Consider the following 19,598-nt stretch of genomic DNA (forward strand, 5'->3'; position numbering starts at 1 on the left):
GTTGTCGAGGTCGATGACGGCCACCCGACACAGCTTCAATCGAAAGGGAAACATGTCCACCACCCCATCGCTCACTGATCCAACCCCGCGACGCCTCGTGGATCGCGTCGCTCTCATCACCGGCGCCGCCCGCGGCCAGGGAGCCGCCCACGCCTTCCGGCTGGCAAACGAAGGTGCGACGGTGTATCTCGCAGACGTCCTCGACGAGGACGGGCGGAAGACCGCCGAGGAACTCCGGGCCAAAGGCCTCGACGCCACGTACCTTCACCTCGACGTCTCCAGCCCGGATGACTGGCGCCACGCCTACGAGCTGATCGATGCCAGGTTCGGGCGACTCGACATTCTCGTCAACAACGCCGGAATCGTCCGTGTGACGAAGCTGGCTGAAGAATCGCTCGGGACATGGAACCGCATCCTCAGCGTGAACCTTACTGGTCCGTTCCTCGGCATGCAGACGATGACCCCCCTTCTTCGAGCGGGCACCCGCAGCTCGATAGTGAACACCTCCTCGATCTTTGGCCCGTCCGGAGCCATCGGGTATGCCTCGTATGCGGCGAGCAAAGCCGGGCTCCTCGGGCTCACCCGGACCGCCGCCCTCGAACTCGCTCCGGATGGGATCAGGGTGAATGCGCTGGTGCCGGGAGGTGTGAGCACCCCCATCAATGCCGCCGAACCGGAAGGCGGCGTGGTGCCCGAGACGCCTCTCGGCCGGCGTGCGGACCCTGCCGAGCTTGCTGCAGCTGTAGCCTATCTCGTCAGCGACGACGCAAGCTTTGTCACTGGAACGGAACTCGTCGTGGATGGCGGATTCCTGGCGCGATGAACCCGTAAGGCCGGCATCATCCGAGCACGTGGCTGAACGCACCGCCGAGGGCAAGAACAAGCGGGATATCATGCGCTGCCTCAAACGCTACGCGCCCCGGGAAAATAGGCTGTGGTCGTGACGTCGAAAACCAAAAAACGGGGTGTGCACAATGTGTACACTCTTGCCTTCGGACTGGGTCGTACATCGGCCGGTTTGGCCCGTACTGCCTACGTTTTCTGGAGTTCCCAGTGTTTCCGCGGCCTGGAATGCGGTTCGAGTCCCACCTCGGGCACAGCATTCCCCCTCGTCAGAGGGGGTTTTTGCTTTAACGTGTGTACAAAGCTTGTGATGGCGTCTCTCCGACGCTGGGGGCGCGGGCTGATGCCTGGCCGCCGCGGTGGCCTATTCAGGTGTGTGGGGTGGCGGGTTCAAGTCCCTGGCTGGTGGGCCTTCCGCCTGCTCTGGGGTGGGGTTATGCGGTTCCTCGTTCCGGTTTTGTCGGGTTGGTCGTGGATGGCCAACACCAGTTCATGGTTCGGGGTCCGGGGTACAACATGATGAAACCGACCTTGGCGGCGATGTTTCTTGGAAAGCCGTTCTCGGTCGTAAGGGGGCTGCGCCTGTCGCTTTGTCCTGCCAAAGGGGGTGTGGACAGTGTCCACACTTACGTCTGCTTTATGGAAGTGCCGCGGTGGTTCGCCCCTGGGCCTTTCGACGTGCATGCCCAATGCAGGTGCGGCTCGGAGCTACATGCGGTACTGCCCTGGGTCCTGTCGACTTCTTGACCTAGCGAGCGGATGCTCGTGAAAGGATTCTGGGAGGCCCGTGGCTTGCGCGAGCAGTACATCGACGACGCCACCCTGGGCGGCGGCGCCTCGGACGTGCTGCCGGGATCGGCGAAATAACAGCGTCGTTGCTCGCGGTGTAGCTCACGCTCGACGGGTTGCTCGCGGACGCGATGGATCCAGGCAACGGCTTGCCCAAGCCCGTGAGGTCCAAACTCGCCGCCTCCGCGGACCAGTTGCTCAGCTACCACAAATTGTGCGAGATCGTGGGGGATTCGCGTTACGCGGACTGGTAGGCGCAGTGTCGGAAGTTCAGGGAATTTACCTGATCACGGACTCAACTAACGGCAAGCAGTACGTCGGAAAGCCCGACCGCGCTGAGCGCATCCTCGGCCGGTGGACAGCCTATGCACGAGATTCCGCGGATTTTCAAGACCACACACAAGCCGTTCGCAGACAACCTGTCGACCCATGAGAAGAGGTCAGGCGTTCGAATCTCCCTAGCTCCACAGTGAAGGCCCCCCGACCTGCGGAAACGCTGGGTTGGAGGGCCTTCGTCTTGCCTGTTTGGGGCTAGTTCCCGAGGGGCTTCGCTCCGTCGTGGGGGTGGAAAATATGCGCCCCGGGAACCTGGAGCGGTCAGCCTTCTGGTGCTGTGGAGCGGTATGCGGGCAGACTTGGTAAGTGTGTTCCGGTCGTCCCCGATACGTCTATGGTGCCCGTGAGCCTGTGGGCTAGTTTGGTGGTGGAGGGCACAGTTTCTTGTCCGCGGGATCGTGGATTGTTGCCTTTTGAGCACGAATGTCAGATTTGTTGTTTATCCGCCCTCCCCGGAACACAGACACCTTGCCCTGCAGGAACGGTTTTGGAAGGTGATCCGTCATGGAGGTCATTCACCCGCGCTGCGCGGGTGTCGATGTGTCGAAGAAGGACGCGAAGGTCTGCGTCCGTGTCCAGGGCCGGGGCACCCGGTCCACCACGTCCACCGTCACGACCTGGGCCTCGATGACCGGGCAGATCCTGGACCTGAAGGAACACCTGCTCAACGAGCGTGTGACCCTGGTCGTGATGGAAGCGACCAGCGATTACTGGCGCCCCTTCTACTACCTGCTCGAGGACGAAGGCCTGGACGTGATCCTGGTCAACGCCCGCGATGCCAGGAACGTCCCTGGCCGTAAAACCGATGTCTCCGACGCCGCGTGGCTGGCTGACCTGGGCGCCCACGGGCTGGTGCGTGCCTCCTTCGTGCCCCCGCCGCCGATCCGCGAGCTGCGGGACCTGACCCGGGCGAGGACCGTCATCACCCGGGAGCGCACCCGGGAAGTGCAGCGGCTTGAGAAACTCCTCGAGGATGCGTGCATCAAGCTCTCCTCGGTGGCCTCGGACATCACCGGGGTCTCGGGACGGCTGATGCTGCAGGCCCTCATCGACGGGCAGGACGACCCGGCGGTGTTGGCGGAGCTGGCCCACGGGCGGATGCGTGCGAAGATCCCCGAGCTCACCGATGCGCTGACCGGACGGTTCCTTGACCATCACCGCTACATGGCCGCCCTGTATCTGCACCGGATCGACGCGCACACCGCCGACATCAACGACCTCAGCGCCAGGATCGAGGAGGCGATGGAACCCTTTCGCGACGCCCGGGAGCTCCTGATCAGCATCCCGGGATTCAGCACCACCGTGGCCGAGGTCTTCATCGCCGAAACCGGGGCCGACATGACCGTCTTCCCGACGCCGCAACAGCTGGCATCCTGGGCAGGCACGTCCCCGGGAGCCAACGAGTCCGCCGGGCGGGTCAAGTCCGCCAAAACCCGGCCGGGCAACAGATACCTCAAGGGAGCCCTGGGCATCGCGGCGCTCTCGGCATCAAGGTCCAACGGCACCTACTTCTCCGCGAAATACCGGCGCATCGCGTCCCGGCGCGGACCCGTCAAAGCACTCGTCGCCGTCGAACACGCCATGCTCACCGCCGCCTGGCACATGCTGTCCACCGGCGAACTCTACCGGGACCCGGGAGCCGACTACTTCACCCGACGCACACCCTCCAGAACAAAGGCCCACGCTATCGGACAACTCGAATCCTTGGGCTACAAAGTCACCATCGAACCACTCACGGCAACCCGATAGATGCCGGCCCGAACAAGCTGCCCTGTTCCCCAGCCACAATCGCCCAGGACTATGGAGCCAACCTCATTTTCATGTCAGCCCGACGTTTTGAGACTAAAGCCGACGGCAGTCGTCTTTGAACGTTGCTTTGGCGATGCTGATCGGCTTAGCCTCGGTCCTTGTTCCCGTTGCCGCCTTGTTGGTGTGAATCGGACCGTGGCCGCTGGAGCGTGAAGGATTCGAAGGATGCGAGCTGTCCTTGGGGACCGGTTACGTTGTAGTACGTGACTTCCATCTTCGTTGGTCCTCCGGGTTCGGTGCCGGGGTCGACGCTGAAGGCCGCGAAACCATAGGAGTTCGCGGCATCCCGTTGAGCCGACCAGGGTGCGTCTTCCTGGACGTAGACCGGTGGCCGCTTGTTTGTTGTGGGGTCGGGTGCGCCAACGCTCGTGATGACGCGGCATGAGGGAGGGTTGTAGAACAACTGGTTCGACGGTACGGATGTTCCGCCCCCGCCCAGGACCATGTGCACCGTCCCTTTGGTGGTATCGATGACGTCGGTGCGGGTGTCTGCCGGAATCGGGGTCAGCGTTGCGTTGGCTTGTTGGCCGCGGATCGGGTGGGAGCGTTCGTAGTGGTGCTCGTGCCCGCAGACAACCAGGTCCACGCCGTACTTGTCGAATAGCGGCACCCATTCCTGCCGGATGCCCAGATCGGCTCCGTTGAAGGATCCTGCCGTGCTGATGACAACCTGGTGCATGCAGACGACCACCCAGTCGATGTTCTTATCCGACCTTGCCGCGCTGAGTTCATTTTCGAGCCAGGCTTTTTGGGCGCCCTTCGAGTAGCCCCTGACGTAGCTGTTGCCGCCGTCTTGGTAGCAGACGTCGTCGTTGGCGAGGCTGATGACCCGGACTGAACCCGCGGTGAAGGAGTACCAGAGGCCGCGGGTGAGGTCGGTCTGCCCCGGCTGGGGCGGAACGGAGAAGTACGTCTGGTAGGCGGCATATCCGATCGGACCGTTGCCTAGTTCGTTCTCGTGGTTTCCCGCCGCGGGCATCCATGGCCGGTGACGGGCGCTGCGTGAGTTGTTGTCCCAGAAGTCGGTCCAGGTCCGCACCCGGTTCTCCGAGATATTGGCATAGCAAAGATCGCCATTGAACAGGTGGAAAAGAGGCTGGACGCGTTCGACGCCGGCCGGCATGTCACCGGCGGCAGGGGAGCCGAGGTTGTCGTTGACCCACTGCTGGTTACCCGAAGTTGAGCCAGACTTCTTTCCGAGCGTGGGGGTGCCTTGGTCGCCGAAGCTGGTGAAGGTGAATTTTCCGCGCCCGCGCGGCCCCGTACGGAAAGAGCCAAACTCTGGCTGGGCGCCGTCGTGGATGGCTGCGTAGACGTAGTCGTGGGAGGGAGCGAGCTCGGCGAGTTTCGCATGGTACGCGTACACCCTCTGGCCAGATTTCGCGTCGACATAGCTGGTTTCTACCGCGTCCTGGCTCCGTCCATAGCTTCCGTCGATTTCGCCGAGCATCGCCCGGGCCTGTTTGACGGGCTGCAAGGTGTGCCACGAGACCACAACTTCGCTGGATGCATCGTCCCCGAACTGCAGATGCAGGCCGTTCACAATCGGGGTGGTCAGCGGGTCGCCGACGGCGGAGGGCAGTGTCGTCTTGTTGCCGGCAGCTGATGCCGGGGTTCCGCCTGCCAAAACGGCGGCGGCACTTGCGGCTCCGGCAGCCGTGAAGAAGCCGCGGCGCGAGAATCCGGTACTAAAGAGTTCCTTGTCATCGGTCATGGAGACAGCTTGGTGCGGCGCCGAGGCGAAACAGTGAAAAGCGTCCAAGCGGCGAGTCACCGACAAATTAATTCTTGGTAACGCCGTTCACTTAGTGAGTGTGCCCGTTGCTGTCGCTGTCGCGGCCGGGAAGCCCGGAGGATGGCGGATACACCAGTCGTCGATCACCCACTATCGGTCAAGACGAGGAGGACGCAACTTAAGCCCTTGGCAAGCATCAAGATACCCCGTCGTATGAGAAGAGGTCGGGAGTTCGGATCTCCACGCTTGAAGAGCGTTGGTACTGGTTTGGTACCATGAGGTATGGCTATGAATCTGCGAGTTCCTGATGACCTCGACCGCCGTCTCGATGCGCTTGCTGCCGAGGTGCACACGTCCAAGTCGGCGCTGCTGCTCCAGGGGGCCGAGCTGGTTTTGCAGCGGCACGGCCGCCGTCGCGAGATCAATGAGGGTCTGGATTTCGTGATGAGCCATGACGCTGAGCTGCTTAAACGCCTTGAGGATGCATGAGTTCGTACCTCGAAATCGAGGACGCACTGCAGGTGATCGACCGGTACGGGTTCCACATCCGCGACGTTGGCCTGCTCGCCTCGGCCTTGGCGCGCCCCGCAACGACGGTCATGGGCACGGAAGCCTATCCTCAACTGGCCATGAAGGCGGCAGCCCTGCTCGAGTCCGTGGCCAGGTTTCATCCCCTCATCGACGGCAACAAACGCACCGCTTGGACACTCATGGTCCTGCTGCTGTGGATCAACGGCTACCGGCATGACTTCAGCACCAACGAGGGGTTTGACCTGGTGGTGGGCGTGGCCGCCGGCGACACCGATTTGCGGCGCAGCGCCATCCTGATCGAGAAACACCTGATTCGACGATAGGTCCGGTAGAGAGGGTCCCGGGCTGATTGTCGGGAATCCCGTTGAGCAGTTGGCGGGGGAGTTCGAAGGCCAAAAAACGGGGTGTGCACAGTGTGCACACTCTTGCCGTAGGACTGGGCCGTACCGGGGCCGGACTGGTCAGTATTCGGCATGTTTTCGGGAGTTCGCAGTGTTTGCAAGGGTTGGAAGCCGGTTCGATTCCCACCTCGGGCACAATGTTGTCGCAGGTCAGGGGCCTATTTGGCCCCTGACTGTTGACAAAAGCCCCAAAGTGTCGACGCGAAGTCAACTTGGCGAGGTTCAGACTCCTGTATTTACGGGCCTATGGCGTGCGGGGTGCGCTGGTTGCTGACCATTGTGCGTGCTCGATTTTTGGAGTCTGCAATCCGGTTTTCTGCCGTATGCCTATTCATCGTGGAAATCGGGGCTTGCAACATGAGGTCGGGGAAGATTTCGTGAGCTTCTTTTCCTGTAGTAACCCCTGCAAGAGCCTGCCCGGGCCACTTTCTTACTGTTTGGTCGTGTCTCACGCCGACCATTTGCGCCTGTTCATCGGGCCACTGCTCCCCACTAATCGAACTGTCAGTACGCGACATCGTCACATGGTGCGGCCGGCCCCCAGGTCTAGGTTCGGTTCGGGGGGCGGCGCCAATTTTCGGCATGCGGTGCGGACCCACTTGATTCCGGTATCGGGAGGGGACCTCCAGGGGTCTCACGGGTCCTCGGTCATCTTTACCAACGGGCGTTGAGTCAATTGCGGACCGCCTCAATGTGCCCGCATCGGGCGGTCGTTCAAGTCCACTGAAACAGGCAGTGGCGATATCCCTGTAGGACACAGGGGCAGGTGGCGGGGTCCCATGGAAACCGGGTTGGCGTTTGACCCGGTTAACGCGCCTTGTAGCTGCCTGTTGGGACCAGCCGAAGCTCCGACGGTCACATTCAATCGGGACTTGACTTGTGGTCTGCGCCACTCTAACTTGAAGTTGTACACCTGACCATACAACTGAGAAATTGAGGGCCATGCCGATGCTTTCTCAAGCGGCTCCGGAGACGAACCGTGTCGGGGCGGATGCTCTGCAACAGCGCAGTTACAAGATCGTCCGGCTCAAGCACCCTGGGCGGTGGCTGTCCGGGGTGGCAGTGGTGATTCTGCTGGCACTTCTGGTCAAGGCATTCGCCGACGGCAAGATTCAGTGGGATGTGGTGGGAAAGTTCCTGACTGCTGAAGTGATTCTGCGCGGCTTTGCCAACACCCTCCTCATTTCCTTCTTTGCCATGATCATTGGCGCCGGGCTGGGCACATTGTTCGCTGTCATGCGCTTGTCGCAAAACCCGGTGACCCGGTTTGTCGCCTGGCTGTACGTGTGGATCTTCCGGGGGACTCCGGTGCTTCTGCAGCTGCTGATCTGGTTCAACATCGCGCTGGTGTTTCCCACCATCACCATTCCGGGGCTGTACGAGGCCAGGACGGTGGACGTGGTGACGCCATTTGTGGCTGCACTGCTGGGGTTGGGCATCAACGAAGGCGCCTACATGACGGAGGTGGTCCGCGGCGGCATCAACTCCGTCGACCATGGCCAGACTGAGGCCGCCAAGACCATCGGCATGTCGCGATTCCAGACACTGTGGCGGATCATTCTGCCCCAAACAATGCGGCTGATCATTCCGCCGATGGGGAACTCGGCCATCGGAATGCTCAAATTCTCCTCCCTGGCCACCGCCATTTCATTTACGGAAATGCTCAATGCCGCTCAGCAGGTCTATTTCGTCAACGGTGCCGTCATCGAGCTGCTCTTGGTCTGTGCCGTCTGGTACCTGCTCGGCACCACAGTGTTGAACATTGTCCAGTTCTACATCGAGCGGTATTACGGCCGTGGCGTGGCGCGTGGTGCAAGCCGTCCACCCTTCCGATTCAGCTTTGGCTTGTCCCGCACCGCACCGCGGCAGGCCAACGAGGAGCAGTCATGACCACAGTCGTCAAAGCCATCAACATCCATAAAAATTTCAATGGGCAAGCAGTATTGACTGGCGTTGACTTGGACGTCAGCGATGGAGAGGTCCTGTGCATTTTGGGACCCTCGGGCGGCGGCAAGAGCACGCTGCTGCGCTGCCTGAACCATCTGGAGACCCTCGACGACGGTGTGGTCTGGATTGATGGTTCGATCATTGGCTATGAACTGCGCGACGGCGGTGTGCTGCGGGAACTCCCACCCCGCAAGGTCCGCCGCCAGCAGCGGGAAATTGGCATGGTCTTTCAACATTTCAACCTCTTTCCCCACATGACGGCACTGCAGAACGTGATCGAGGGCCCGGTGAAGGTGCGCAGGGAACCACGGGCAGCGGCCACGGCCCGGGGCAAGGAACTGCTGGCCGCCGTCGGACTGGGCGACCGAGGCGGGGCCTATCCCTCGCAGCTCTCTGGCGGACAGAAGCAGCGGGTGGCTATTGCCCGGGCCTTGGCCATGAATCCCAAGGTGATGCTCTTTGACGAGCCCACCTCTGCGCTGGACCCGGAACTGGTGGGCGAAGTCCTGGACGTGATGCGCAAACTCGCCGCCTCCGGTACCACGATGATCGTGGTCACCCACGAAATCGCCTTCGCCCGCGACGTGGCGGACCGCGTGGCCATCATGGTCGACGGGACCATCCGCGAGATTGGCCCGCCATCCGAAGTATTGGCCAATCCCCAAGACCCGCGCGTGCGCAGCTTCCTCACGCGCGTCCTGAACTAACCCACCAACGCTTCCAAAATCACAGCACCCTAGAAAAGGAACCAACAATGACGATGTTTTCCTGGACCACAAAGACAGCAAAGCGGACCGCGGCTCCAGCCATCCTCGTGCTGGCCGCCTCGCTGGCCCTGACCGGCTGCGGCGGGAGCACCAACGCCGCGGCCACCAGCGGGGCCGGCGCGACCAGCACCGCCAGCGCCGAACTGCGGGCCATGCTGCCGGCCAAGATCCGCGATGCCGGTACGCTCAACGTCGCCATCAGCCTGGCCTACCCGCCGATGGAGTACTCCGACGCGGGTTCCACCGAGCTCAAGGGCGCAGACATCGACATGGCCAAGGAAGTTGCCTCGCGGCTTGGGCTCAAGCCGAACTTCCAGAATGTCGATTTCTCCCAGCTGATTGTCTCGGTGACCACCGGCCGGTCGGACCTCATTTGGACGGCCTTCTCGGATCTGGCGAAGCGTCAGGGCCAGCTCGATTTCGTTGATTACTTCAGGACCGGCAACCAGTTCTTTGCCCCAGTCCAGAACCAGAAGGACATCAAGGCTCTCGCTGACCTATGCGGGCGGACAGTGGCGGTGTCCACGGGAACCAGCTGGGTCGCATCCACCGAGGAACTGAGCAAGTCGACCTGCCCAGCCGAGAACCCCATCAAGATCCTCCAGATCCCCACCCAGGCCGAGGAGATCCTGCAGATGCAGCAAGACCGCGCGCAGGCATCCCTGATTGGCTTCGAGGGCATCCTTGACCTGCAGAAGCAACAGCCCAACAAGTTCTACACGATCGGCGACCTGCTGGAGCCGGGCAACTACGGCATTGCCGTCGCCAAGGAATCCACTCAGCTTCGCGACACGATCAAGACCACCCTGGAGGCCATGAAGGCCGATGGGACCTATGGCAAGATTCTGGACCAGTATGGACTCAAGGCAGCCGGGCTCCAGACGATTACCGTCAACGACGGCAAGTAGAAACAAACACCGCAAGGGGGACTAGTAAGCATGACAGTTGAGTTTGCGCTCGATCCACAGGATTCGGCACCGCTATATGCACAACTCTACCGAGACCTGCGGCAGCGGATTCTCGACGGCGACTATGCCGAAGGCGAGGCAATCCCCTCCGAGACAGTGCTGCGGGATTTGCACGGAATCACCCGCAGCACTGTCAGGCATGCGGTATCACTGCTGGTCTCTGAGGGACTGGTCCGCCAGATCCGGGGCAAGGGGACGATTGTTTCCTACACGCCGATCAACCACAGCATCTGGAACTTCGGCGGCTTCACGGACTTCACCCGAAGCCTCAATGAGAGGCCCGTCACCGAGGTCCTCACTCAGGAGATCCAGGACGGCCCCTCGGGGCCCCAGCTGAAACTTGTCCGGGCCCGCGGCGTCGCCACGGACCAGCACCCCACGTTCCTGAACCTTGACACGTCAGTGCTGGATCTTCGCCGGTTCCCTGGTCTGGAGGTCTTCAGTTTCGACAAGCTGTCCCTTTATCAGGTGCTGCGGGAACATTACGGCGTGGCGCCGGTACGCTCCGAACTCACGCTGTCCGTGGCGCTGCCGTCCGAACTGACCCGGAAGGTGTTCGGTGACCTCCCGGACGTACCGGGGTTCATCTGCGCCAGCGGCGAGGTCTATAGCAGTGACGATGAACTGGTTGAGCACACTTCGGTGGTGTATTCGCCGGCGCTGGAAATGCGGGTCGGCACGTCCTGGAACGGGACCATCCCAGGGCAGGCCAAACCGCAGCGGTCGGTTTAGATCTTCCATTTCCGGCATCTGCCCGGATACCCATTAATGAGTTAGGACTTTCCCTTGAACATCGGTGACAGCCGGTATACCCGGACCTTCAACCAGCCCAAGCCCATTCTTGGCATGCTCCACCTCACGGGGGAGTCTGCCGCAGAACGGCTGGACATTGCACGGGACGAACTGGACATCCTGCTCCGAAGCGGTGTGGACGGCGTCGTGGTGGAGAACTACTTCGGCGGCAAGACCGATGTACGCAATGTCATGGAGTGGGTGGAGGGCAAACACCCCGAGCTGCTGGTGGGGGTGAATGTTCTGCACGACCACCACCTCGCGTTCGAGTTGGCGCGCGAATTCCGCGTCGACTTCATCCAGATGGACTCGGTGGCCGGGCACCTGGCACCGGAGTCCGATGTGGACTTCGCCCAGGAGCTCCAGGAGCTCCGCGGTCAGGTGCCATCGGTACTGTTTGGCGGCGTGCGATTCAAATACCAGCCGGTGAATTCCGGTCGGCCCGAAGCGGAGGATCTGGTGATCGGCATGGACCGGTGCGATGCCTTCGTCATCACGGGCGATGCCACGGGCGAGGAGACCGATGTGTCCAAGGTGCGGCGTTTCCGCTCCGTGGTGGGCGATGCCTTCCCCCTGATCATTGGTGCAGGCTTGACCGCTGCCAATGTCCACGAGCAGCTGGAGGTGGCCGACGGTGCGATCGTGGGCAGCTTCCTCAAGGACACACACGTAGACACCGGGCGGATCTTCGGCCCCCACGTGGAGGAGCTGATGGCCCAGGTCCACGCAGTGCGCACGACGACCGCCTCCGGCGTGTATGGGCGGGCCGTGCAGTGAGGGTGCTAGCAACTGAGGTGCAGGCGGAGGATTTCGTACCCTTCGGGCGAGTCCACTCCATGGGCACGGCCATCCAGCCCGAGGACCCGGCGGCGCGCCTGGTGGTCTCTGCCGGCGATGGCTGGTCCGATGTCCACACCTCCAACCCGCTCATCTGCACCAATGGGAGCCTTGGGATGACCCTTGGCGCAGGTTCGCCGTTTGCCACGAACCAGATGGAACGCCACCTGGCCACCGAGGAGGCGTTGTTCACGGCAGGTTCGCCCGTGGTGCTCGCTGTCGCGCCGCCCAACGAGGGGAGGTACCCCGAGGCACATGCGGTGCGGGCCTTCATCATCAATCCCCGTACCGCCGTCGTACTGCACAAGGGCACCTGGCATGATGCCTGCCACGGGCTGGACGGGGAGGCCTACTACTACTGGATGGCAACCTGCGGCGACGGCGGGTCCACCTGGACCGATATCAGCGGCGGGCCGGTCCACGTCTCGGTCGATGCAAGCCACACAGTGGTTGAGAATGGATAGCGCGGCACGGCGTCCGACGGCGTTCTTCATCGGCGATGTTGCACTCGACGTCTACTTCACGGCGGAGCGCTGGCCGGGCCTGGCAGACAAGGCATCCTTCCGGGAAACCGGCAGCTATGTGGGCGGCAGCATTGCCAACGCGGCCGCAGTCCACGCGGGGCTGGGCGGGTCCACGGAGTTCATTTCACTGCTGAACCACGGAGCCTTGACCGAACGGCTGCTTGAGGACCTGGGCAACCACGGGCTGAAGACCACGCACATGCTCTACCACCCGGAGGTTCCGGACTCCCGCAACATGATCTTCCTCGTCGGCGGTGAGCATGTGGTTCTGTACGCGGAGGTGGGCAATCTGCCCATGGCGGTCCCGGCTGCAGCGATGGTGGCCCTGCGCTCACCGGGCCACCTGTACATGACGCTGTCCCGGGCCAGGCGCCTGCGGGCGGCCGGCAACGACGGCGGGGAGCTGGCCGGGGACGAGGTGCTGGCAGATCTGCGCAGCCACGGCCGCAGACTGGTGTTTGACCTCGATGTGGACGGTTTCACCGCCGAGGAGGCGGCGTATCTACGCGGCGCGGACGTCATCATTTTGAACGAGATCGGCTTTGGACTGTCCTTTGGCGGGCAGGATCTGGCCGCTGTCAATGACTGGATGCGCAGCAACGAGGTCCGGACCATCATCCGCACCCTGGCGGCGGCAGGCGCGGAAATCTACGACGGCGCTGGTGTCCAGACTGTCCCTGGCTACACCATACCCGTGGTCGATGTGACCGGAGCCGGGGACACTTTTGGCGGAGCCCTGGTCTTTGCGCTTGCGGAATCCACAGATCTGCGTTCGGCCGTGGAGTCTGCCGTAGCCGCAGCATCCCGTGCCGTCACCATTGAGGGTCCGCGGGGAGGGGTTGCCTCTAGTAGGCAGGTCGAGGAGTTCCGGCGATCCCAGGCGGTGCCTCTGGCCACGTCCTAGGCTAGATGCGGCTTCAATTCCCGCGCCGCCCAGATCCGCTGCACCTGCGTCGGGGACACCCCCGTCCTCGCCGCCATGGTCCGCACCGACCAATGAGCCTGCGCCTTGGGCCTTGACTTCTGCGTCAGCTCAACGATTTCCCGGATCTTAGAATCGGGAATCACCGACTTGCGCCCCGCGCGGGCTTCACCGACCCGAGCTTCTTCAATCCATCCTCCGCAAAGCGGACCCGCCAGGCACGCACCGTTCCCGGATTCACACCCACCACCCGGGCGATCCGCCCATTGGCAAACCCATCCGATGCTTAAGCCTGCATGACCTCCGGTAACGATCGTTTTCAAGACCCTCGCCAGGCCACAGGTTCGGAACAATTGTTACGCCGGATAGAAAACTGTGGAGCACTGTAGAAAATACCTGACGCAATGACACAGGATCAGCACCGGCAAATTCCGGCCACTACGATCAGCGAGCAAGGCCTAACGCGGTATTCATACGGTTTTCCACAGCGACCCCCACAACATCTCGGCCGATGGCTTTGTCCGAGCAGATGGATCTTGACTACCGGCCTAGTCGAGGCCGACGAATACTTCGCATCGATCCGCGCCTACCGTTGTACCATGATGAGCTCGTACGAAGTCTCGGTCTGGCCCGAACCTCGTGTGCTCGCACTGCTCGCCGAGCACCTTGCAGCCACCTTGTCGGCGGCAGCGTGCGTGTTGCTGCCGCGAGGAGGGCGATCGTCGGAGCCGGCTCGTGCTCTCGCCGGCCGGTTGGGCCCCATTCCGCACCACCACACTTTGGAGTATTCATGAGCCGTGCCCCCGACCAAGACGCCACCGCCGCCCGTATGGATGCGTCCCTTGACTACGTCCGGACCTGGCTGCAAACCCAGTTCGACCGTCGTGACATCCCCGGCATGCAGGTTGCGATCCGTTATTGCGGTACGTCGCGGCTGTCCGAGGCGTACGGCGTCACCAACCGGGAGACCAGGGACCCGGTGACACCGAGACACCTTTTCCGGATCGCCTCTCAGTCGAAGACCTTCACTGCGGTGGCGGTTCTGCAGCTGGTCGAACGCGATCTGCTGCGGCTCGATGACTCGATCGGCAGCCACTTGTCTGAGCTCGCGGAAAGCCCGGTCGGGGACGTTACTGTTCGCGATCTGCTCAACCACACCGCTGGCATCGTTCGCGATGTGCCGACCGCCGTGCTCGACCAGGTGGTCGCCCCGACGCCCGACGAGAATCAAGTCATACAGGCCGTGCTTGAGCATGGTTTTGTGTTCCCGCCGAACGTCAGCCTGAAGTACTCCAACGTCGGCTACAGCTTGTTGGGCATCATCATCGGACGGGTCAGTGGAGTTGGCTACGACGCCTATGTCGGCGAATACATCGTCGACGTGTTGGGGCTGAAGAACACCGGACCTGATCTAGACCTCGAGCGGGTGGGCGAGTTTGTGCATGGCCACGCGGGCCCTCACGCCCGACGCCCGCAAGCTGTTCTGCCGCTGATGACTTCTCGCGCCAACGCCCCATGCGGAGGCTTCTATTCCACTGCCGACGATCTCGCCGACTACTACGCCGCGCACCTGATGGGTGACAAGCGTCTGCTGAGCGACGGCAGTAAGAGACTCCAGCAGCACGCTGGATGGTCATCCAACCCGGCCGACCCCGCGGCCGCGCGCTACGGCTTGGGCATGGTCCGCGAGAGCTTCCGCGGACACACGTTGCTCGGCCACAGCGGAGGACATCCCGCAGGTCAGGTCAGTGAGACTGTCTTCGATCCCGACACCGGTGTCATCGTCTCCGTGCTGGCGAACGGGTTCGGGTCACCGGTCGGCGAACTGGCGCGTGGCGTGGTCAGCCTGTTGTATGCGGGCGCCGCCGATCCCACCGACCCCGCCGGCTTCGGATTGGCGCCGGATGTCTTTCCCACGCAACCGGTCGAGCTCAGCACGGACGAGCTGGCCCGCTTCACAGGTCGATACGTTGACCAGATTGATGAGTTTCACCTGGCGGCGCTCGGAGGGAAGCTGCTCGGCATCCACCCGGATGGACTCGATCCGGTCGGGCCCGCGGAACGGTATGCGGTGGTTTCTGCCGGCGAGCTGCGCAACGTAGGCGCCTCGGTTTTCGCCAATGCCGGCGAGACGGTCACCGTCGTCCGAAACGCCGACGACAGCGTCCGGAGGATCCAGTTCGGACGCTCGGTGATGTGGCCGGCCGAGAGGTACGAAGGGCCGTCGCTCTGAGGGGATCGAGAGGTCTCGGCCACCACTAGAATGTCGCACCGCCTCCCCAGCACACTGCCCGCCAGCTCGCGGGCGTCGTCGTCGAAATCAAGAGTCCGTCCATGAACGAACTACACCGCCACGCCGTGGTCGCTGACACCACAACGACCTGCTCTGCGCGGTCGTCGGACGACCGGTTGAGCGGTGGCGTCGTTCTTCCGGGAGCAATGGCTGCCCAAGGCCGAGGGTGTAAGCGTTCAGGTCCCACCGATATTCGTCGACGACGCCTACCGGCCTGAGGGCTCGCCGCGGCAGATCTTGCAGATGGTCGAGGCTGCGCATGTCTCGCTTCCGGGAACCCGGATCCCGACGCGTTCGGTCACGACGGGACAGAAGTCGACAAGGCCTTCGACAACGACCGGACCGCGCTCGTCCTCGCCCTCGAGAGCGCGCCGAATGTGGGGGAGGACGCCAAGCTTCTGGAGACCCAGTTTCGGCTGAGAGTTCGTATCGTTCGTTATCGCGCTTCGGGCGTATGTCCCTCGCCGACGGTAGCGGCGAGGACGGCACCGGCAGCCGGCTTACCCCGTGCCGGGATGGCCGCGCTGACCGAGACGGAACGCCTCGGCAGGATGTTTGACGTCAGCCATCTCGGCGCTGCCGGCATCGACCACGTCCTTGAACCTGGGGAGAGTTGGGAGGATCGGGATACGGCCCTTGGCGCATGGGTCACTGCCCGGGGCAAACCCAGGACCATAGCCATCGACGCAAGAAGTCCGGGGTGGCCAAGAACGGCGGCGGAGAGAGGGCGTATCTGATGGCTGCGGTGGACTCCCGGCACGGTTCGGTGGCAAGTGAGATTGGGGTCAACGAGATCACCCGGGTTGAGGACCTTTGAATACCCCAAGAACCTTGCCGGCGTCATCGTCAGTGCCGACGCCATGCACACTCAACGCTCGCACGCCGAATACTTGCACAAACGACGCGCCCGCTACGTACTGACGGTGGAGGGAGACCAACGAAGCCTTCAGCGACAACTCGAGGAGCTGCCGCCGAGGGAGGTCCCGGTCGGCGCGCTGACGCACAAGGAGGCTCGCATGTGGTGGCCATGGCCTAGCCGACGATCATGCGGTGCACAGGGCGATGACAGTGGCCAGATACAGCCACCCCTTCCCGGTGCGCAGATACGTAATGTCACCCATCAGGCGGGAGTCTGCGGTATCCGCGGTGAAGTCACGGCCGATCAGATCCTTGAAGTCCTTCTCCGGATCTGAAGGGATGCTGGTGCCTTTGAATCCATGCATCCGCTTGGCCACCCACCCGATCTCCGCCATGATCGTGGCCACCGTCCCCACGGACATCTCGATGCCGTTCTCAGCCAGTTTCGCTTGAACCATACCTCAAGCCAAAGATCCCATCGGAAGAATCAAACAGCGGTCAGCTCCCGGTGGTGGATGGTCGTGGGTGATTCCGTGGATTCGCGCCGGCCGTAATACGAAGACCTCGGCACGCTGAGCTACCGACGCATCCAGGTGTTAGCTGCAACTTTAAACTGACCGTAGACGGCATTTTGGATTGACCGTTCGCGGCAGTGGTTTTGACCAGTGGCTGCAAGTGTTTTGACCGGTAGTTCGCTGCGGATCCGTGGCGGGGTGTGCTGGGATTCCCTTGTCCATCCCTCGTGTCGATACGAGGAGAGCCCCTTCCTTCCGGGTGAAATGACGATGCCAATCGTTTCGATTTCGCCCATGTTGGGAAGGAAGGGGCTTGTTGTGAAGTCTCCAGGAGAGTTCATGGAAATTTTAGCTGCTTATGATCTGACCCGGTCGTACCGGGGTGCTGCCGAGGTCTGCGGCGTTTCGCACAACACGGTCCGGGCGTATGTGAAGGCCCGTGATGAAGGTGCCCAGGTGCCGGTGGCCCGTCGGCGTGGCCGGGTCACGGATCCGTTCCTGTCGCAGATGACGTCGTTGGTGGAGCAGTCCCGCGGAAAGATCCGCGGCGATGTTGTGCATGAGAAACTCGTGGCCCTCGGCTATACGGGTTCGATCCGCACAACCCGGTATGTGCTGGCAGGGCTGAAGTCGAAATACCGGGCCCAAAACACTCGTGTTCACCGGCCTTGGAGTGTGGAGCCAGGGCTGTGGCTCCAGTGGGACTACGGGGACGGGCCCGTTGTTGACGGTGCCAAGACGGTGTTGTTCGTGGCCTGGCTGGCATATTCACGCTTCCGGATCGTGATCGCCTTCGATAAGACCATGCCGAGCGTGTTCGCCGCCCTGGATCGGTCCTTTAGGCTGCTTGGCGGTGTCCCGACCTACATACTGACTGACAACGAGAAAACCGTCACGGTCGAGCACGTCGCCGGGGTGCCGGTCCGCAACCCGCAGATCGTCGCGTTCGCCCGGCACTATTCCACCGCTGTTCACACCTGCATGCCGGCGGACCCGGCCTCGAAGGGCGGGGTGGAGAACGCGGTCAAGATCGCCAAAGCCGACCTCGTCCCCAAAGAGACGAACCTGCTGCCGGAATACGGGTCCTTCGCCGAGCTGGAAGCCGCGTGTGAGGCGTTCATGGAGGAGGTGAATTCGCGGGTGCACCGGGCCACGATGGAGATCCCCGAAGACATGCTCCGGGTTCTCGAACGCCCCCGCTTGCATCCGGTCCCGGAAACCCCGGTGACGGCGAGTTTCGGCCAGACCCGGCAGGTCCCGCCGAACATGCCCATGATCACGTTCGAACAGTCCCGGTACTCCGTCCCGCACGCCCTGATGGGTGAGATGGTGTGGGTGCGCGGGACGGATACCGAGGTCGTCATCGTCCATGTCGGGGTTACCGGCCCGGTCGAGGTCGCCCGCCACAAGGTCACCCTTCCCGGCACCCCGGCGATCATCGACGCCCACTTCCCGCCGGCCCCTGCCGGGGCCCTTGAGCGGGTGATCCGCCCGACGAACAAGGCCGAGGAAGAGTTCCTGGCCCTCGGCGCCGGGGCAGCGCTCTGGCTCAAGGAAGCCGCCGCGGCCGGGACCGGAAAGATCCGGCACAAAATGGAACGCGCCGTCACCCTCGCCAAAGTCCTGGGCACCGACGAGGTCGACAAGGGCCTCGGTTCCGCCGCAGTGCATCAGCGCTTCACCCACGAGGACCTGCTCTCCATCATCAATACCGCCGGCGGGAAAACCCACACAACCAGCACCCGCACCGTCACCGACCAAGGCCAATGGCTCAGCCAGGGCACCAGCGGCTGGGCCAACTTCGGCACCGCCGCGCCCGCCACCACCAGTGATGAAGACTTTGAAGGAGCCACCGAATGAGCGCGACAGCCCTTGCCCCCAGCCCGCTGACCGATACGGCGGTGGAGAACGTGATCGCGCTGATGCGCACCACCCGGATGCCGCACGCCCGCGCCGTCGTCGCCGACGTCCTGGCGACCGCGAAAGCCCAGCGCTGGGACCCCACCGAAGTCATCCGTGTCCTCCTCGAAGCCGAAGCCACCGGCCGGAACCGGTCGATGCTGGCCACCCGCCGCAAACGCGCAGGCTTTCCCTCCGGGAAGACCTTCGACGTCTGGGACGAGGCCCTTTCCACCCTGCCGGCGGCGACAACGTCGTTCCTGCGGACGCTGGAGTGGGTGCGGCGGCGGGAGAACCTGATCGCCTGCGGGCCCTCCGGCACGGGCAAGACTCTGCTGCTGGAGTCCTTGGGTCAGCAGGCCATCGATCAAGGCATGTCCGTGTCCTGGCTGAGCATGGAAGACCTCGGCGCTCTCGTGCGCCGGCACCGGATCGATGACAGCGTCAACAAAGCCATCGCCCGGGCCACCAGCGTGGATTTGATTTGCGTCGATGACATCGGCCTTTTGCCGGTGTCCGCCGACGCCGCGGAGGGCTTCTACCGGGTTGTCGAGGCCTCCTACGAGAAGCGCTCCCTGGCGATCAGCTCCAATATCCACCCGTCCGGGTTCGATGAACTCATGCCCAAAACCATCGCCACCGCGACAGTGGACCGGCTCCTCCACCACGCCCACCTCTGCCAAACCAGCGGCGAGTCCGTCCGGCTCATGCAAGCCCAAAACGGGAAAGGAACCCGCCCCATGAGCTAACCCCACACCCTGGTCAGGCGCCCCGCCAACCCGGCACGCCCGGCCCGGGATCCGTCAGGCAGCCCGGCAATGGGGGTTGCTTT

At 62.9% G+C, this 19,598-nt stretch carries 18 protein-coding genes and 1 pseudogene; 16 read left to right on the forward strand and 3 right to left on the reverse strand.

Annotated elements, in window-relative coordinates; translation table 11 throughout:
- Nucleotides 1-52 precede the first annotated feature (52 nt).
- Both NFJ07_RS02730 and NFJ07_RS02735 read left to right on the forward strand, forming a co-directional pair.
- Complete coding sequence (locus NFJ07_RS02730; RefSeq protein WP_269992319.1) at nucleotides 53-823, forward strand: SDR family NAD(P)-dependent oxidoreductase; 771 nt, start codon at nucleotides 53-55, stop codon at nucleotides 821-823.
- 1,649 nt (nucleotides 824-2,472) lie between these two features.
- The gene (locus NFJ07_RS02735) at nucleotides 2,473-3,717 is read left to right on the forward strand and encodes an IS110 family transposase (protein ID WP_269992320.1); all 1,245 of its coding nucleotides are present in this window, start codon (nucleotides 2,473-2,475) and stop codon (nucleotides 3,715-3,717) included.
- A gap of 145 nt (nucleotides 3,718-3,862) precedes the next feature.
- Here the strand turns inward: NFJ07_RS02735 and NFJ07_RS02740 are convergent, their stop codons facing one another.
- Nucleotides 3,863-5,491 (reverse strand): purple acid phosphatase family protein, encoded by a 1,629-nt coding sequence (locus NFJ07_RS02740; RefSeq protein ID WP_269992321.1) that lies wholly within the window; start codon nucleotides 5,489-5,491, stop codon nucleotides 3,863-3,865.
- 303 nt (nucleotides 5,492-5,794) lie between these two features.
- Between NFJ07_RS02740 and NFJ07_RS02745 the strand changes: the two genes are divergently transcribed.
- The 9 genes from NFJ07_RS02745 (at nucleotide 5,795) to NFJ07_RS02785 (ending at nucleotide 13,183) form a co-directional block, all read left to right on the forward strand.
- On the forward strand, nucleotides 5,795-6,001 hold the full coding sequence (locus NFJ07_RS02745) for a hypothetical protein (protein WP_269992322.1): 207 nt from the start codon (nucleotides 5,795-5,797) through the stop codon (nucleotides 5,999-6,001).
- On the forward strand, nucleotides 5,998-6,366 hold the full coding sequence (locus tag NFJ07_RS02750) for a type II toxin-antitoxin system death-on-curing family toxin (protein WP_269992324.1): 369 nt from the start codon (nucleotides 5,998-6,000) through the stop codon (nucleotides 6,364-6,366). The genes NFJ07_RS02745 and NFJ07_RS02750 overlap by 4 nt, the downstream gene beginning before the upstream one ends.
- Before the next feature lie 1,020 nt (nucleotides 6,367-7,386).
- Nucleotides 7,387-8,334, forward strand: a complete 948-nt coding sequence (locus NFJ07_RS02755) for an amino acid ABC transporter permease (protein WP_269992326.1) — start codon at nucleotides 7,387-7,389, stop codon at nucleotides 8,332-8,334.
- Nucleotides 8,331-9,098, forward strand: coding sequence for an amino acid ABC transporter ATP-binding protein (locus tag NFJ07_RS02760; protein ID WP_269992328.1), 768 nt, complete (start codon nucleotides 8,331-8,333; stop codon nucleotides 9,096-9,098). Before NFJ07_RS02755 ends, NFJ07_RS02760 begins: the two co-directional genes overlap by 4 nt.
- Nucleotides 9,099-9,145: 47 nt before the next feature.
- A complete protein-coding gene (locus NFJ07_RS02765; protein WP_269992330.1) occupies nucleotides 9,146-10,066 on the forward strand; it encodes an ABC transporter substrate-binding protein in 921 nt (306 codons plus the stop codon).
- 30 nt (nucleotides 10,067-10,096) lie between these two features.
- Complete coding sequence (locus tag NFJ07_RS02770) at nucleotides 10,097-10,858, forward strand: GntR family transcriptional regulator (protein ID WP_269992331.1); 762 nt, start codon at nucleotides 10,097-10,099, stop codon at nucleotides 10,856-10,858.
- Nucleotides 10,859-10,912: 54 nt separating this feature from the next.
- Nucleotides 10,913-11,695, forward strand: a complete 783-nt coding sequence (locus tag NFJ07_RS02775) for a BtpA/SgcQ family protein (protein WP_269992332.1) — start codon at nucleotides 10,913-10,915, stop codon at nucleotides 11,693-11,695.
- A 59-nt stretch (nucleotides 11,696-11,754) separates the two neighbouring features.
- Nucleotides 11,755-12,219, forward strand: a complete 465-nt coding sequence (locus NFJ07_RS02780) for an ureidoglycolate lyase (RefSeq protein WP_269992333.1) — start codon at nucleotides 11,755-11,757, stop codon at nucleotides 12,217-12,219.
- Complete coding sequence (locus NFJ07_RS02785; RefSeq protein WP_269992334.1) at nucleotides 12,212-13,183, forward strand: carbohydrate kinase family protein; 972 nt, start codon at nucleotides 12,212-12,214, stop codon at nucleotides 13,181-13,183. The genes NFJ07_RS02780 and NFJ07_RS02785 overlap by 8 nt, the downstream gene beginning before the upstream one ends.
- Nucleotides 13,184-13,343: 160 nt before the next feature.
- Here the strand turns inward: NFJ07_RS02785 and NFJ07_RS26005 are convergent, their stop codons facing one another.
- The gene (locus tag NFJ07_RS26005) at nucleotides 13,344-13,451 is read right to left on the reverse strand and encodes a hypothetical protein (protein WP_442865274.1); all 108 of its coding nucleotides are present in this window, start codon (nucleotides 13,449-13,451) and stop codon (nucleotides 13,344-13,346) included.
- A 286-nt stretch (nucleotides 13,452-13,737) separates the two neighbouring features.
- Between NFJ07_RS26005 and NFJ07_RS02790 the strand changes: the two genes are divergently transcribed.
- From NFJ07_RS02790 to NFJ07_RS26010, 3 genes and pseudogenes are all read left to right on the forward strand, one after another.
- A complete protein-coding gene (locus NFJ07_RS02790; protein WP_269992336.1) occupies nucleotides 13,738-13,995 on the forward strand; it encodes a hypothetical protein in 258 nt (85 codons plus the stop codon).
- Nucleotides 13,992-15,434, forward strand: coding sequence for a serine hydrolase domain-containing protein (locus NFJ07_RS02795; protein ID WP_269992338.1), 1,443 nt, complete (start codon nucleotides 13,992-13,994; stop codon nucleotides 15,432-15,434). Before NFJ07_RS02790 ends, NFJ07_RS02795 begins: the two co-directional genes overlap by 4 nt.
- 419 nt (nucleotides 15,435-15,853) lie before the next feature.
- Nucleotides 15,854-16,231 (forward strand): annotated as a pseudogene (locus NFJ07_RS26010) (hypothetical protein); the annotation flags it as partial.
- 306 nt (nucleotides 16,232-16,537) lie between these two features.
- Here the strand turns inward: NFJ07_RS26010 and NFJ07_RS25900 are convergent.
- The gene (locus tag NFJ07_RS25900; RefSeq protein ID WP_333482033.1) at nucleotides 16,538-16,810 is read right to left on the reverse strand and encodes a hypothetical protein; all 273 of its coding nucleotides are present in this window, start codon (nucleotides 16,808-16,810) and stop codon (nucleotides 16,538-16,540) included.
- A gap of 375 nt (nucleotides 16,811-17,185) precedes the next feature.
- Between NFJ07_RS25900 and istA the strand changes: the two genes are divergently transcribed.
- The gene (istA, locus tag NFJ07_RS02810) at nucleotides 17,186-18,727 is read left to right on the forward strand and encodes an IS21 family transposase (RefSeq protein ID WP_333482029.1); all 1,542 of its coding nucleotides are present in this window, start codon (nucleotides 17,186-17,188) and stop codon (nucleotides 18,725-18,727) included.
- On the forward strand, nucleotides 18,724-19,515 hold the full coding sequence (locus NFJ07_RS02815; RefSeq protein WP_269992342.1) for an ATP-binding protein: 792 nt from the start codon (nucleotides 18,724-18,726) through the stop codon (nucleotides 19,513-19,515). Before istA ends, NFJ07_RS02815 begins: the two co-directional genes overlap by 4 nt.
- The last annotated feature ends 83 nt before the right edge of the window (nucleotides 19,516-19,598 follow it).

Source organism: Arthrobacter sp. B2a2-09 (assembly GCF_027587375.1).
In the GTDB taxonomy this organism is placed as follows: domain Bacteria; phylum Actinomycetota; class Actinomycetes; order Actinomycetales; family Micrococcaceae; genus Arthrobacter.

Excerpts from the sequence above, each read along its gene's own strand:
- NFJ07_RS02745 (WP_269992322.1), top strand. The coding sequence starts at position 5,795 with ATGGCTATGAATCTGCGAGTTCCTGATGACCTCGACCGCCGTCTCGAT.
- NFJ07_RS02770 (WP_269992331.1), top strand. The coding sequence starts at position 10,097 with ATGACAGTTGAGTTTGCGCTCGATCCACAGGATTCGGCACCGCTATAT.
- NFJ07_RS02780 (WP_269992333.1), top strand. The coding sequence starts at position 11,755 with ATGGGCACGGCCATCCAGCCCGAGGACCCGGCGGCGCGCCTGGTGGTC.
- NFJ07_RS02785 (WP_269992334.1), top strand. The coding sequence starts at position 12,212 with ATGGATAGCGCGGCACGGCGTCCGACGGCGTTCTTCATCGGCGATGTT.
- NFJ07_RS02740 (WP_269992321.1), bottom strand. The coding sequence starts at position 5,491 with ATGACCGATGACAAGGAACTCTTTAGTACCGGATTCTCGCGCCGCGGC.
- NFJ07_RS02760 (WP_269992328.1), top strand. The coding sequence starts at position 8,331 with ATGACCACAGTCGTCAAAGCCATCAACATCCATAAAAATTTCAATGGG.
- NFJ07_RS02750 (WP_269992324.1), top strand. The coding sequence starts at position 5,998 with ATGAGTTCGTACCTCGAAATCGAGGACGCACTGCAGGTGATCGACCGG.
- NFJ07_RS25900 (WP_333482033.1), bottom strand. The coding sequence starts at position 16,810 with ATGGTTCAAGCGAAACTGGCTGAGAACGGCATCGAGATGTCCGTGGGG.
- NFJ07_RS02815 (WP_269992342.1), top strand. The coding sequence starts at position 18,724 with ATGAGCGCGACAGCCCTTGCCCCCAGCCCGCTGACCGATACGGCGGTG.
- NFJ07_RS02755 (WP_269992326.1), top strand. The coding sequence starts at position 7,387 with ATGCCGATGCTTTCTCAAGCGGCTCCGGAGACGAACCGTGTCGGGGCG.
- NFJ07_RS02795 (WP_269992338.1), top strand. The coding sequence starts at position 13,992 with ATGAGCCGTGCCCCCGACCAAGACGCCACCGCCGCCCGTATGGATGCG.
- NFJ07_RS02730 (WP_269992319.1), top strand. The coding sequence starts at position 53 with ATGTCCACCACCCCATCGCTCACTGATCCAACCCCGCGACGCCTCGTG.
- NFJ07_RS02765 (WP_269992330.1), top strand. The coding sequence starts at position 9,146 with ATGACGATGTTTTCCTGGACCACAAAGACAGCAAAGCGGACCGCGGCT.
- NFJ07_RS02735 (WP_269992320.1), top strand. The coding sequence starts at position 2,473 with ATGGAGGTCATTCACCCGCGCTGCGCGGGTGTCGATGTGTCGAAGAAG.